Source organism: Sphingomonas sp. NPDC079357 (assembly GCF_044901155.1).
Classification (GTDB): Bacteria; Pseudomonadota; Alphaproteobacteria; order Sphingomonadales; family Sphingomonadaceae; genus Sphingomonas.
The window spans coordinates 248,795-260,871 of sequence record NZ_JBJDOM010000002.1; the positions used below are offsets into that span (position 1 = coordinate 248,795).

Genomic DNA, 12,077 nt, shown 5'->3' on the forward strand with positions numbered 1-12,077 from the left:
GATTTATGCCGTTGCGACGTCTCCCCCTCGTGCTGCTGATGCTTGGTACACTCCCCGCGGCGGCGCAGAGCGGACCTCCCACCGTTACAGAGCGAGTGTCACGCACGACCCCGGCCGAGGGTGTGTCGCGCAGCGCGCCGGTAAATGGCGTGATCGTGCTTTACGGCAACGAACGCTGCCCGACCGACAACGCCGGCAACGAAGTGGTCGTGTGCACCCGCCGTCCTGCGGAAGAACAGTTCCGTATTCCCAAGGAGCTGCGCAATTTCGAGGTGACGCCCGAGAATGAAAACTGGGCGGCGCGCGAGCAGGCGAACCGGGATGTCGGTACGGTCGGCGTCGGGAGCTGTTCGACGGTCGGCGCTGCGAGCGCTACCGGCTGCATCACGCAGAATGCGACGCGGTGGAAGAAGGAGCGCCGTGCCGAGGCGAAGCGGGATACGCCGGAATTTTAATTAGCAGGGTAGAGCGAGGGCGGCGAGTGGGTGTCAGCCCTTCGCCTTCATCCCCTTGACGCGGTGCCATATGTAGAAGGCAATTGCGGCGACCAGCACGACGCCGATCGCGGCATCGGCGCGGTGGAAGAACGCCTTGAGCCGAGGATCGCTGTTCCATTTGTCGCCGAGCGTCATGCCGATCCATGCCAGCAACAGGCAGAACGGCCACGAGCCGATGAACGTGTAGAGGTGGAAGGGGATCAGCTTCATTCGCGCGACTCCGGCAGGGAAGGCGATGAACGTGCGGATCACCGGCAGCATCCGCCCGATCAGGATCGCCCACGCGCCCCAGCGATTGAAGAAGCGATCGGCCAGATCGAGTTCCCCCGGCCCGAGCAGCACATAGCGCCCGAACTTCTCCGCCATCGGCCGCCCGCCGCGTCGTCCGATCTCATAGGCGACGATCGAACCGAGATTGCACCCCAGCGCCCCCGCGGTCGCGGCGAGGAACAGGTTCAGCTCGCCGGTCGAAACCAGATAGCCCGCGAACGGCATGATGATCTCGCTGGGCAAGGGGATGCACGCGCTCTCGATCGCCATCAACAGCGCGATACCCCAATAACCGCCGGCAGAAATGACGGCGATGGCAAAGCCCGCGAGGGCGGCAAGGATCTTTTCGACCATGAACTGCGCTTGCGGCACGGCGGCACGAAAGGGAAGCGGGAATCCGGGAACCGCGTTGGGACAGCAACGGTTCGTCGCGGATGACAGAACTTACGCTAAACGACGGTCGTACCATGCCCCAGCTGGGGCTCGGCACTTACCAAATTCCGGATGCACAGGTCGCGCAGGTGGTCCGTGCCGGGCTCGATCTCGGCTTCCGGCTTGTCGACACCGCCGCGCTTTATCATAACGAGCGTGGCGTGGGTGAGGGGCTCTCTCATGACGATGTCTGGGTGACCACCAAATTATGGCACGACCAGCATGGCGATGCCGCCGCCGCGCTCGACGCCAGTCTGGCGTTGCTCGGACGCGACAATGTCGATCTCTACCTGATCCACTGGCCGCATCCTGCCGGTGGGCGGTTCGTCGATGCGTGGAAAATGCTGATCGAGCTGCGCGAGCGCGGGTTGGCGCAGTCGATCGGCGTTTCGAACTTCCTGCCCGAGCATCTCGACGCGATCATCGAGGCGACCGGGGTGGTGCCGGCGGTTAATCAGATCGAGTTGCACCCGACCTTCCAGCAGCGTGCGGTACAGGATGCCAATCGCGTGCACGGGATCGTGACGCAGAGCTGGAGCCCGCTGGGGCAGGGCGCGACGCTCAAGGACGAGCGCATCCTGCGGATCGCGGAGGCGGTCGCCGCCACGCCGGCGCAGGTCATTATCGCCTGGCATCTCGCAAAGGGTTTTTCTGTGATCCCCAAGGCGGGCGATCTGGATCACCTCGCCAGTAACTGGCGCGCGCAGGAGGTGCATCTGTCGGACGAGCAGATCGCGGCGATCGACGCGATGGACGATCCCGACGGGCGCATGGGACCTGATCCTCGGGAGATGTAAAGGGGATCGGCCAGCACCGTTTCTCGTCATTGCGAGCGCAGCGACGCTACGCTCGCAACGATGACACTTCAGGCCAGCGCCGCGTGGGCCAGCTTCAAATCCTCGACGAAACGCGCGAACTCCGCAGTGCGTGCGTCCTCGTCCGGCAGGCGCAGCAAATAGCTGGGATGGACCGTGATCCACGCCGCGCCGCCATCCGGCAGGCGCTGCTCGCGACCACGCTCGCGACCGATCGTCATCACCTTGCCGAACAGGCTACGCGCTGCCGTAGCGCCGAGCGCCACCGTCACCTTCGGGCGTAGCAACAATTGCTCCTGCTCGATCCACCAGCGGCAGGCCTCGATCTCGCCCGCGTCGGGTTTGGCATGGATGCGGCGCTTGCCGCGCGGCTCGAACTTGAAGTGCTTGACCGCGTTGGTGACATAGGTTTGCTCGCGCGTAATCCCGGCGGCGGTCAGGGCGCGATTGAAGACCTGACCCGCAGGACCGACGAACGGGTGACCGGCGAGGTCCTCCTGATCGCCGGGTTGTTCACCGACGAACATCATCGGTGCCGACACCGGCCCTTCGCCGAACACCGTCTGCGTCGCATGTTTATGGAGGTGGCAGCGTGTGCAGGCGGCAGCTTCGTCGCGCAAGGCTTCCCAGGCGAGTTGCGCGTTGCCACCAATTTCCTCGCGACCACGGGCACGTTCGATCATTCCGCTCTCCCGTGCCTGCGCGCTGGCCAGCAATTGCGGGACCAGCGCGGTTTCCGGCATGTTCTTCCAGTATTTGCGCGGCATCTCCTTCAGCATCGCGGTTACCTTGACGCGCGCCGGGTTGAAGATGCTGGCGTAATAGGTCTTCCACATTTCCTCGACCGGGTCGCCCTCCGGCGCATCGCCGCGCACCGCGGGCGGTCCTTCGCGCAGCCGCGCGCCGTCCCAATGAACCGACACTTCTGGTGTCAGGATCGACCATCGCATCGATGCAAAGCGGTTAACGAAGAAGGCGGCATTGGCGCGGACGATATGATGTTCGGGCTCGAACCACGCGACATAGCGGTCGCCCTCGTCGTCGGTGACGCTGCGGAAGCGGACGAAAGCGCGCATCTTGTGGATGTCGCGCCGTACTGCCTTCGCCAGCCCTTCGAGGCGACGGACGAGCGGATCGGCATGATCCTCGACCAGCCGCGGCATCTCACGCAGCCGCCACAGCAACGTGTAGAGCAACGCGAACCGCTCCGGATCGTGGTGGAGGATCGCATCACCGGCCAGCGCGATGAACGCGCGCGACACACGCAGCGGTGAAGCGATGACGGGTGGCGATGCGGTCGGCTCTGCGCCGCTCGCGAACAGATCCTCTGCCGCGGCGCCGACCTGCCACACGACCCGGTCGGGCGGCACGTCGGCGGCGATCAGCGCCCGCGCCGCCTCGCGCCAGGCGTCCATGTCGTCGGGCGCGGAAAGCGTGGCGACGCGCATCAACGGTGTCTATTCGCGCTCGTCGCCGCCGGGCGGATTGTCGCGCGCCAGCTCCAGCTCGGCGGGCTTGCGCTCCTCATAGGTGTCGGCGAGCCGTTCCTCGGTCGCGTCGTCGAGCTTCTCCTCGGCGGCGGGGAACATTTCTTCCTCTTCCTCGTCGATGTGATGCTCGTAGCGGTGGCGCATGTGCGCGAACTTCTGCTCCCAGGCATCGGAGCCGAATTCCATGTCGAGCAACTCACCAATTAGGTCGTCGACTTCCTTGTGCTCGGCGACGGAGTGCCGGGCGTCATCGCGCAGATCCGGATTGCCGAGCATCGTGGCGTAGAGTGATTCCTCCTCAGCGGCCGCGTGGCTTTGCACCTCCAGCCGGAACGCTTCGAATAGCGCGCGGCGCTCGGCACTGTCGCTGTCCATGCCATCCAGCCGCTTGAGCATGTCGCGCTGCTTGTCGTGGTCGCGCTTCAGGTCCGCGTAAATTTCTGCTTGCGCCATATCGATCTCCTTCGAGGCCGAAGCGCATGAACCGGCGCACCGTTTCACCCGCGATTCATTCTCAGGCGCCGAACAATTCCAGCTGCTGGCGGGCGGGGCGCGGCGCGACGAGCGGCTTAAGCTCGGCGCGATCGGTAAGCGTGATAGGGCGCCAGTCCTCGGCGACGATAAACGGGCGGACGCGCGCGATCGATACGGTGAGCCGCGCGACATCATCGAGCCGCAGACGGCGCCAGCGGCGCGCGGCGAGGATGCTCTTGACCGCCTTGGTGCCGAGGCCAGGGACCCGCCAGAGCAATTCGCGTGGCGCGCGATTGACGTCGACCGGAAATTGATCGCGAAATTTCAGCGCCCAGGCGAGCTTGGGATCAATGTCGAGCGGCAACATGCCGGTCGCATCGTCGGTGGCGGCCACCACCTCGCGCGGCTGGAAGCCGTAAAAACGCATCAGCCAGTCCGACTGGTACAATCGATGTTCGCGCATTAGCGGCGGCCGCTGCAAGGGGAGTACGCTTGATGCGTCCGGGATCGGGCTGAACGCCGAATAATAAACGCGGCGCAAGCCGAAGCGATCGTACAGCGTCGAGGCCTTGGTCACGATGTCGCCGTCGGTCGCGGCATCGGCACCGACGATCATCTGCGTCGACTGCCCGGCGGGGGCGAAGCGCGGCGCGGACTTGTACTTGATGCGCGCCTCGGCGGTATCGACGATCGCCGCCTTCATCTCGCCCATCGCGCCCTCAATGCGCGCGTTGTCCTTCTCGGGCGCGAGCCGCTTCAGCCCGCCCACGGTCGGCAGCTCGACGTTGATCGAGACACGGTCGGCGTAAAGCCCAGCCTGATGCACCAGCTCGGGATCGGCGTCGGGAATCGTTTTGAGATGGATATAGCCGCGGAAGTGATGATCCTCGCGCAGGCTGCGGGCGACCTCGACCAACTGTTCCATCGTATAATTCGAAGATTTGATAATCCCCGATGAGAGAAACAATCCTTCGATATAGTTGCGTCGGTAGAAGGAGATGGTGAGGTTGACGACCTCCTGCGCGGTGAAGCGCGCGCGGCGGACGTTCGAGCTCTTGCGGTTGATGCAATAATGGCAGTCGAAGATGCAGCTGTTGGTCAGCAGAATCTTGAGCAGCGAGATGCAGCGGCCGTCGGGCGCATAGGCGTGGCAGATGCCCATGCCCTCGGTCGAACCGATCCCCTTGCCATCAGCGGAGTTACGCTTCGCGGTCCCCGACGACGCGCAGGACGCATCATATTTCGCCGCATCAGCAAGGATTTCTAGCTTCTGTCGGACATCCAGTTGCGCCATGTGTTCGATGTATGTTCGCAAAGGTGGCTTGTCGAGGGCTGATCGCTTTGCCATGGATCAGCTCCGTGCAGAGGATCGTCGATCGGCTTGGCCTCAATGGCCCGTATCTCGCGCTGGCGCTGACGTGCCTGCTCGGCTGGGGGTTCAAGGCGCATTGTGGGGCGGGCTGGGGCGCATCCGAGCAATATATTACTGGCTGCTACAGTGACGCGGTGCCGTTCTGGGGCCTGCGGGGGGTCGCTGCCGGGCAGATTCCCTATTTCGGGGCACGGATGGAATATCCGGTGCTGACCGGCGCGCTGATCTGGATCGAAGGGCTGGTGGCGCGCGTGATCGGCGGGCGTGGAGCGGATGCGGCGGATTTCCTGAATGCGGTGACGCTGGGAAATGCGGTGCTCGCCTTCGTCGTGCTGGAATTCATGCGGAACGCGGGCGTCGGGGTGCGTCGGCAATATGCATGGGCGCTCGCGCCGCCGCTGGTGCTGTACCTCGGCCATAACTGGGACTTGCTGGCGGTGACGTTCGCGGTCGCAGCGCTGCTTGCGGCGCGGCGCGGTGCCGAGCGCAAGGCGACCGCGCTGGCGGCGCTGGGCAGCGCTGCAAAGCTGTTTCCGGTGCTGATGCTGCCGCTGTTCGGGTTGGGGGCGCTCTTCCGATCCGGCTTGGGCTGGCCGAGGCGGATCGTGGCGGCGGCGGTGCTGGTGGCGACCGCCGTGGCGGCGTGGGGCGTCGTGAATTTGCCCGTGGCAGCGCTGGCATTCGAGAATTGGCGCGAGTTTTACGTCTTTTCCAGCGAGCGAAGCGGGACGGCGGCGAGCGTCTGGGAGTTGATGGCGCAGTTCGGCTGGTGGACGACCGACATACCGACGCGCAATTTCTGGTCGTTCGTGCTGTTTGCGGGCGGCGCGGCGACGATCGTCGCGGTGGGGTGGCGCAAGCACGGCGCGCGGCCATGGTTGTTGTTCATGCCGGTGCTGGCGTGGTTCCTGCTGACCAACAAGGTCTATTCGCCGCAGTTCGACCTATGGCTGTGGCCGATGATCGTGCTGACGAGCACGCGGGTGCGGGCCATGGCGCTGTTCCTGCTCGGCGACCTGCTCGCCTATTTTGCCGAATTCTGGTTGTTCGCCGGGATGGATGGCGCATGGCCGTCAGCGACGCAGTCGGACGTTCTTGCCGCGGCGATCGTGCGCGGAGTGGCGATCCTGTGGCTGATCCATGGCGCTTTGCGGGATGACGCGCCTTCCTGGACGGTCATTCCGCTGCCAGCAACTCCGCAGCCTGGAGATCGACCGACACCAGCCGGCTGACGCCCTTCTCGATCATCGTCACGCCGAACAGCCGGTGCATCCGGCTCATCGTCACGGCATTGTGGGTAACGATCAGATAGCGGGTGTCGGTTTCGCGCGCCATGCGGTCAAGCAGGTCGCAGAAGCGCTCGATATTGGCGTCATCGAGCGGGGCGTCGACCTCGTCCAGCACGCAGATTGGCGCGGGGTTGGTCAGGAAGAGGCCGAAGATCAGCGCGATCGCGGTCAGCGCCTGCTCACCACCCGACAGCAACGTCAGCGATTGCAGCCGCTTGCCGGGCGGCTGCGCCATGATCTCAAGCCCGGCCTCCAGCGGATCGTCCGAATCGACCAAGGCGAGATGCGCCTGCCCGCCGTCGAACAGCGTGGTGAACAAGCGCCGGAAATGGCCGTCGACCGCTTCGAACGCCGCGAGCAGCCGCTGGCGTCCCTCGCGGTTGAGCGTGCCGATCGAGCCGCGCAGCCGGTTGACCGCCTGACCCAACTCCTCGCGCTCCGCGGCGGTCGCTGTACCGGCGGCTTCCAGCTCGGCGAGTTCCTGCTCGGCAACCAGATTGACCGGGCCGAGCCGCTCCCGGTCCATGACCAATCGTTCGTGCGCGGCCGACTCGTCGGCGGGGCTCGCGACCGTGTCGCTATCGAAACCGACGCGCGACGGCAGGGTCGGTGCGGGACATTCGAAACGCTCACCCGCGACGCGCCCCATCTCGACCCTACGCAATTCGTGGCCTTCGAGCCGCGCGATCGCACCGGCGCGCCGTTCACGCGCCTTGGCCAGCGTCTCGACGGCACGGGACAGCGCGGCGTCGGCGATGCGCAGCGCGACGTCGGCCTCGCGCTCGGCTTCGTGCGTGGCTTCGGCTTCGGCGCGGGCGGCGAGGTGTTGCGCGTCAAGCGTCGCGATTTCGGCCGCCAACGCCGCAGGCCGCTCCGACAAATCGGCCAGTTCGGCGTCGAGCGCGGCGGTGCGGGCGGTCATCTCCTCGATCCGCCGTGCCGCTTCGCCCGCTCGCGCGCGCCAGCCAAGCGCCTCGTCGCTGGCGCCGGACGCGCGGGCGCGCGCCTCTTCGAGCATCCGGTCGTGCGTGCTGCGATCGGCGCGGGCGAGCGCGACATGCGCGCGCGCCGCCTCCGCCTCGGCTCGAAGCCGCGCGGTCGCTGCGGTCGCCGTCGTGCCGTCGGGTAAAGCGGCAACCGCCTCCGCCGCTTGCGCCTGTTCGATATCGGCTGCTTCTACCTCGGCAGTGACGCGTGCGGCGCGCGCGGCAAGGTCAGTCTGTTGCGCCCCCAATCGCTCGATCAGCGCGGTAGTGCGATCCTCGTCGCGCTGCGCCGCGCGGTGCGCCGCTTCGGCCTCGGTCAGCAACGCGCGCGACGATTGCGCGGCGGCGCGCGCGCGCGCGATCCGTTCATCGAGTTTCGTCCGGCGCGTGGTGGTCACCGCGACCGCCTGCTCGGCAGCGGGACGTTCGGCCTCGAGCGCGGTGATGCGGTTGAGCCGCTTCAATCGCTCGGCTGCCGCTACGCCGCCGATGTCGCTGACGTAACCGTCCCAGCGCCGGACATGGCCGGTGCGAGTGACGAGTCGCTGGCCGACCTGCAGAACCTGACCGGAGTCGCCCTCGACCAGAAATACCTGCGACAGCCGCCGTTCGAGCCCGGCTGGAGCAGTGACGCGCGCGGCGAGCGGCAGCGTGCCAACTGGTGCGGGGGGATCGGTCGGATCGAGCGCGGCACCGGTCCAGTCGGCAAGGGCGGTTTCCAGTTCGTCGCCGAGTACCGCGGCGAGCGCACGTTCAAACCCGGGCTCGGCACGCACCGCATCGATCAGCCGATCGCCGTCACGCGCGGTCGACTGGCGCAGGGCGGACAACTCACCATCAAGCGCGGCCAGTGCGGCGATGGCGGCGGCGCGACTTGCCTCGGCGGGATCGCGTTCCTCGCGGGCCTCGCTTTCGCTCGCTTCGGCCCAGGTGAGCGCGGCGGCTGCCTTCTCGGCCTTATCCTGCGCCACGGCGAGCGCCGCCCGCGCGGTGGCGCGCTGTTCCTCAAGGACGACGGGATCGTCGAGCGCCTCGATCGCTCCGGCCAGTTGCAGCGCCTCGCGCCGTGCCCGGTCGTAGCGCGCCGCCGCGGCCGCCTGCGCGGCGAGCGCGACGCGGCGTTCGGCGGCCTCTGCAGCCTCGGCGGACATCGCCTGCGCCAAGGCAACCTCGGCATCGCGCGCGCGCCGCTCGGCGTCGGTCAGCGCGGCATCGAGGGCGGGGCGGGCGGCGGCGCCTTGCGCGAGACGCTGTTTGAGCGCGTCACGCTCATCGGTCAGCCGCGCCATCGCCGCCGCCGCGTCATGCGCCAATGCGTCCTCGCGCGCGCGATCCTCATCGATGCGCGTACGCGCGGCGCGTGTGTCGGACAGCTGGCGCTCAAGCCCGACGCGCTGCTCCTGAAGTCGGGTGAGCTGGTGCGCGGTCTCCGCAGCGGCGTCGCGGCCAGCGAGCGCGGCATCGCGCGCGGCGACGTATCGTTCGGCGGCGGCCTGTTGCGCCGCCTGGGCGGTGGTGCTTTCGACCGTCGCGGTGGCGAGCGCTGCGTCGGCGGAATCTGCTTCGGCCTTGGCGTCGCTCGCGGCGGCGGCCGCGTCGCGCCAGCGTGCGAAGATCATGCGCGCTTCGGCGAGGCGAATTTGCTCGGAGAGCAGGCGGTAGCGCTCGGCGGCGCGTGCCTGTCGCTTCAGCGCCGTGATCCGCGTCGTCTGATCGGCGAGCAGTTCGTCAAGCCGCGCGAGATTGGCCTCGGTGGCGCGCAGCCGTGTCTCGGCGTCCTTGCGGCGGACGTGAAGGCCGGCGATACCGGCCGCTTCTTCCAGCATTGCGCGCCGCTCGACCGGACGTGCGGCGATGACGGCACCGATACGATTCTGGCTGACGAGTGCTGGCGAATGTGCGCCGGTCGCTGCATCGGCGAACAGCAACTGGACGTCGCGCGCACGGACATCGCGGCCGTCGATCCGATAAGCGGAGCCGGCGCCGCGCTCGATGCGGCGGACGATTTCGCTTTCCTCGGGGCCATCAGGGCCGTCCCGCTCGGCAAGCAGCGCGACCTCGGCGAAGTCGCGTGGCGGGCGCGACGCGGTGCCAGCGAAGATCACGTCTTCCATGCCGGCGCCGCGCATCGAACGCGCGCTGCTCTCGCCCATCGTCCAGCGAAGTGCTTCAAGGAGGTTCGATTTGCCGCAGCCGTTGGGGCCGACCACGCCGGTCAGCCCCGGTTCGATGCGTAGATCGGCCGGGTCGACGAAGCTCTTGAAGCCGGTGAGGCGAAGGCGCTTTATGCGCATCGCGTCAGGCCGCGACGGTTCTCGTCGTCATTCCCGCGCAGGCGGTATTCCAGAACCTCTGACCAATACGAAAGAAGCGCGACGTCCGCGCGTCTGAACTCCCGCCCGCACGGGGATGACGGAGGAAGAGGCCGGGAAGACATAAGTCGCTTGGGGCGGATGCCATCAGCACCCGCCCGCGACAGGCGTCCGTGTCGACGGACGCCTGCCGGCATCACGCGCCCGCGTTCTTCAGCGCCGTCTCGACCTGCGCCCAGGTGACGCCATCGACCTTCGCGCCGTTGAGGATGAAGGTCGGGGTGCCGGTGACGCCGTTCTTGTCGGTGCCGTCCTGCATCATTTTGGTCAGCTGATCGATGGCCTTGGCATCGGTCAGGCAGGCGCGCGCCTGCGCCTCGGGCACGCCGCGCTGCTTGATGAACTCCAGATAGCCCATCTTCTCGGCCCAGGCGGTGGCGACCTGCGCGGGGGCGGCATTCTGCGTCTGCTGCAGGAATGCCTGATCCTGCGCGATCTTCATCTGCGTATCGAGGAACTTGGGCTGATCGATATACATCTGCTCGAGGATCGGGAAGAATGGCTGCGGCCCTGCGCAGCGTCCGAGCAGCGCGGCGGCGAGATCGGGCGGGCCGTGGACCAAGAAGTCGCGGAATTCATACGACACCTTGCCGCTCTTGACGTAATTGTCCTCGAGCGGGCGCATGCCCGTCTGGCCGAAGGCGCCGCACGTCGGGCAGGTGCGCGAACCATATTCGACCAGCTTCAGCTTGGCATCGGGATTGCCGACGACATAGCCGCCCTCCGGGGTCGCGGACACGACCTGCGTCCAATCCTGACCGGCGGGTGCCGCGACCGCCTTCACCGATCCGGCGGGTGCGGTCGGGGTGCTGCTGTTACCGTCGCCGCCGCTGCCGCAGCCGGCGAGCAGCGCGACCGCCGCCAGCAAGGGGATTGCCAAACGCTTCATCGTGTCACTCCGTCGCTCATTTCGCACCCGCGGCGCGCAATTGCGGCTGCAATTGCGCCCAACCGACATTCTGGATCAGCCGCCCGTTGATCTCGAAGGCGGGCGTGCCGGGGACCTTTGACGTGCTTTCCGACACCGCGATCGTCTTTTTCACCGCAGTATCAGTGGTGAAGCAGGCTCTGATCGCGGCCGGCGGCGCACCCGCGTCGCGGGCGATCGCGGTCAGCCCGGCGCCCTCGGCGATCGCGGAGAGCTGCGCCAGTTGCGGCCAGCTCGCGATCCGGTCGCGGTTGCCCTGTGCCCAGTCGCTGGCGCGATCAAGCCACTGTTCCTGCTTCTGAAAAAAGGCGGCGTGGACGCGCGGGAAGGCTGCTGCGCCCGAGCAGCGGGCCAATGTCGCCGCGGCGAGGTCGATGCCGTCATGGACCTGGTTGCGATATTCGACACTCGTCGAGCCCGAGCGGACCATCGCGCCGAGCGTTGCGCCGGATTCCTGTGTGAAATGAGCGCAATGCGGGCAGGTGTAGCTGACGTATTCGACCAGCTTCACGCGCGCCTTCGGATTGCCGATCAGGTAGCTGCCGCTCGCCACCGGCGTCGCGACCGCGGTCCACGGGCGCGGCGCGGTGGCAGCGGTGAGCGCGATGGTAGCGAGAAGGAGGAGGAAAATACGGGTCATCGAACCTTCGGCAGGACAGGACGGGGCGTGGCAACACCGGAAGCGAGCGCCTCCAGTACCGCTTTCAGCTCGGGATCGGCGATCGTGCGCAGGCTCTGCCCCATCTCGGGCGGGGCCGGCACGAGCGACGGCGGCGCGCGGCGTTCGGGGCGGCGCGTGACCTCACCATGCCGGATCGCGACGCGCACCACCGCGGCATAGCCGAAGAAGCGGTTCACGCGTTCGATGATCTCGGCCGTCAGGTGGCTCATCATCGCAGCATGGGCGCCACGAACGGTCAGCGTCAACACGCCGTCCTGCTTCTTGCCGGCGGGAAACCGGATCGATTCGGGCGTGCTGGCGGTGGCGAGTCGCTCGCCGACGATCTCCGGCCAGCGTGTGACGATCGCTGATTGCACGAAGCCGAAGCGCCGGAACGCCGCACCGCCGACCGCCGGCAACAGCTCTGCGACCTGCCGCGAGCGATTGTGACGCGGGGATTCGGTTTTGGGATCGCCAGCGCGCTTGCTCAT

11 protein-coding genes are annotated in these 12,077 nt (G+C 67.1%); 3 read left to right on the forward strand and 8 right to left on the reverse strand.

The window, feature by feature from the left end:
• Nucleotides 1–5 precede the first annotated feature (5 nt).
• Nucleotides 6–455, forward strand: coding sequence for a hypothetical protein (locus ACI2JO_RS10115; protein WP_404720576.1), 450 nt, complete (start codon nucleotides 6–8; stop codon nucleotides 453–455).
• Between the two features lie 33 nt (nucleotides 456–488).
• On the opposite strand, the gene ACI2JO_RS10120 is transcribed toward ACI2JO_RS10115, so the two are convergent.
• Entirely contained in the window at nucleotides 489–1,121 is a 633-nt protein-coding gene (locus ACI2JO_RS10120; protein WP_028966160.1) for a DedA family protein, read from the reverse strand.
• Between the two features lie 113 nt (nucleotides 1,122–1,234).
• Between ACI2JO_RS10120 and ACI2JO_RS10125 the strand changes: the two genes are divergently transcribed.
• A complete protein-coding gene (locus ACI2JO_RS10125) occupies nucleotides 1,235–1,996 on the forward strand; it encodes an aldo/keto reductase (protein ID WP_404720577.1) in 762 nt (253 codons plus the stop codon).
• Nucleotides 1,997–2,064: 68 nt separating this feature from the next.
• Here the strand turns inward: ACI2JO_RS10125 and ACI2JO_RS10130 are convergent, their stop codons facing one another.
• The 3 genes from ACI2JO_RS10130 to ACI2JO_RS10140 all read right to left on the reverse strand — a co-directional run bounded on the left by ACI2JO_RS10130 (nucleotide 2,065) and on the right by ACI2JO_RS10140 (nucleotide 5,272).
• Nucleotides 2,065–3,462, reverse strand: coding sequence for a UdgX family uracil-DNA binding protein (locus ACI2JO_RS10130; RefSeq protein WP_404720578.1), 1,398 nt, complete (start codon nucleotides 3,460–3,462; stop codon nucleotides 2,065–2,067).
• Between the two features lie 9 nt (nucleotides 3,463–3,471).
• Nucleotides 3,472–3,957: a hemerythrin domain-containing protein gene (locus tag ACI2JO_RS10135; protein ID WP_404720579.1), complete on the reverse strand. Its 486-nt coding sequence runs from the start codon at nucleotides 3,955–3,957 to the stop codon at nucleotides 3,472–3,474.
• 61 nt (nucleotides 3,958–4,018) lie between these two features.
• A complete protein-coding gene (locus ACI2JO_RS10140) occupies nucleotides 4,019–5,272 on the reverse strand; it encodes a putative DNA modification/repair radical SAM protein (protein ID WP_404720580.1) in 1,254 nt (417 codons plus the stop codon).
• Nucleotides 5,273–5,337: 65 nt separating this feature from the next.
• Here ACI2JO_RS10140 and ACI2JO_RS10145 point away from each other — a divergent pair, with 65 nt between their 5' ends.
• The gene (locus ACI2JO_RS10145; protein WP_404720581.1) at nucleotides 5,338–6,582 is read left to right on the forward strand and encodes a hypothetical protein; all 1,245 of its coding nucleotides are present in this window, start codon (nucleotides 5,338–5,340) and stop codon (nucleotides 6,580–6,582) included.
• Here the strand turns inward: ACI2JO_RS10145 and smc are convergent.
• The 4 genes from smc to ACI2JO_RS10165 form a co-directional block, all read right to left on the reverse strand.
• The gene (gene smc / locus ACI2JO_RS10150; protein WP_404720582.1) at nucleotides 6,527–9,919 is read right to left on the reverse strand and encodes a chromosome segregation protein SMC; all 3,393 of its coding nucleotides are present in this window, start codon (nucleotides 9,917–9,919) and stop codon (nucleotides 6,527–6,529) included. The genes ACI2JO_RS10145 and smc overlap by 56 nt on opposite strands.
• Nucleotides 9,920–10,133: 214 nt before the next feature.
• Nucleotides 10,134–10,886 (reverse strand): thioredoxin domain-containing protein, encoded by a 753-nt coding sequence (locus tag ACI2JO_RS10155; protein WP_404720583.1) that lies wholly within the window; start codon nucleotides 10,884–10,886, stop codon nucleotides 10,134–10,136.
• A gap of 16 nt (nucleotides 10,887–10,902) precedes the next feature.
• A complete protein-coding gene (locus ACI2JO_RS10160; RefSeq protein ID WP_404720584.1) occupies nucleotides 10,903–11,565 on the reverse strand; it encodes a thioredoxin domain-containing protein in 663 nt (220 codons plus the stop codon).
• Nucleotides 11,562–12,077, reverse strand: coding sequence for a DUF721 domain-containing protein (locus tag ACI2JO_RS10165; RefSeq protein WP_404720585.1), 516 nt, complete (start codon nucleotides 12,075–12,077; stop codon nucleotides 11,562–11,564). The genes ACI2JO_RS10160 and ACI2JO_RS10165 overlap by 4 nt, the downstream gene beginning before the upstream one ends.

What these genes read in the sequence shown, in the direction of transcription:
- ACI2JO_RS10115 (WP_404720576.1), top strand. Translation starts at nt 6, where the DNA reads ATGCCGTTGCGACGTCTCCCCCTCGTGCTGCTGATGCTTGGTACACTC.
- ACI2JO_RS10120 (WP_028966160.1), bottom strand. Translation starts at nt 1,121, where the DNA reads ATGGTCGAAAAGATCCTTGCCGCCCTCGCGGGCTTTGCCATCGCCGTC.
- ACI2JO_RS10125 (WP_404720577.1), top strand. Translation starts at nt 1,235, where the DNA reads ATGCCCCAGCTGGGGCTCGGCACTTACCAAATTCCGGATGCACAGGTC.
- ACI2JO_RS10130 (WP_404720578.1), bottom strand. Translation starts at nt 3,462, where the DNA reads ATGCGCGTCGCCACGCTTTCCGCGCCCGACGACATGGACGCCTGGCGC.
- ACI2JO_RS10135 (WP_404720579.1), bottom strand. Translation starts at nt 3,957, where the DNA reads ATGGCGCAAGCAGAAATTTACGCGGACCTGAAGCGCGACCACGACAAG.
- ACI2JO_RS10140 (WP_404720580.1), bottom strand. Translation starts at nt 5,272, where the DNA reads ATGGCGCAACTGGATGTCCGACAGAAGCTAGAAATCCTTGCTGATGCG.
- smc (WP_404720582.1), bottom strand. Translation starts at nt 9,919, where the DNA reads ATGCGCATAAAGCGCCTTCGCCTCACCGGCTTCAAGAGCTTCGTCGAC.
- ACI2JO_RS10155 (WP_404720583.1), bottom strand. Translation starts at nt 10,886, where the DNA reads ATGAAGCGTTTGGCAATCCCCTTGCTGGCGGCGGTCGCGCTGCTCGCC.
- ACI2JO_RS10160 (WP_404720584.1), bottom strand. Translation starts at nt 11,565, where the DNA reads ATGACCCGTATTTTCCTCCTCCTTCTCGCTACCATCGCGCTCACCGCT.
- ACI2JO_RS10165 (WP_404720585.1), bottom strand. Translation starts at nt 12,077, where the DNA reads ATGAGCAAGCGCGCTGGCGATCCCAAAACCGAATCCCCGCGTCACAAT.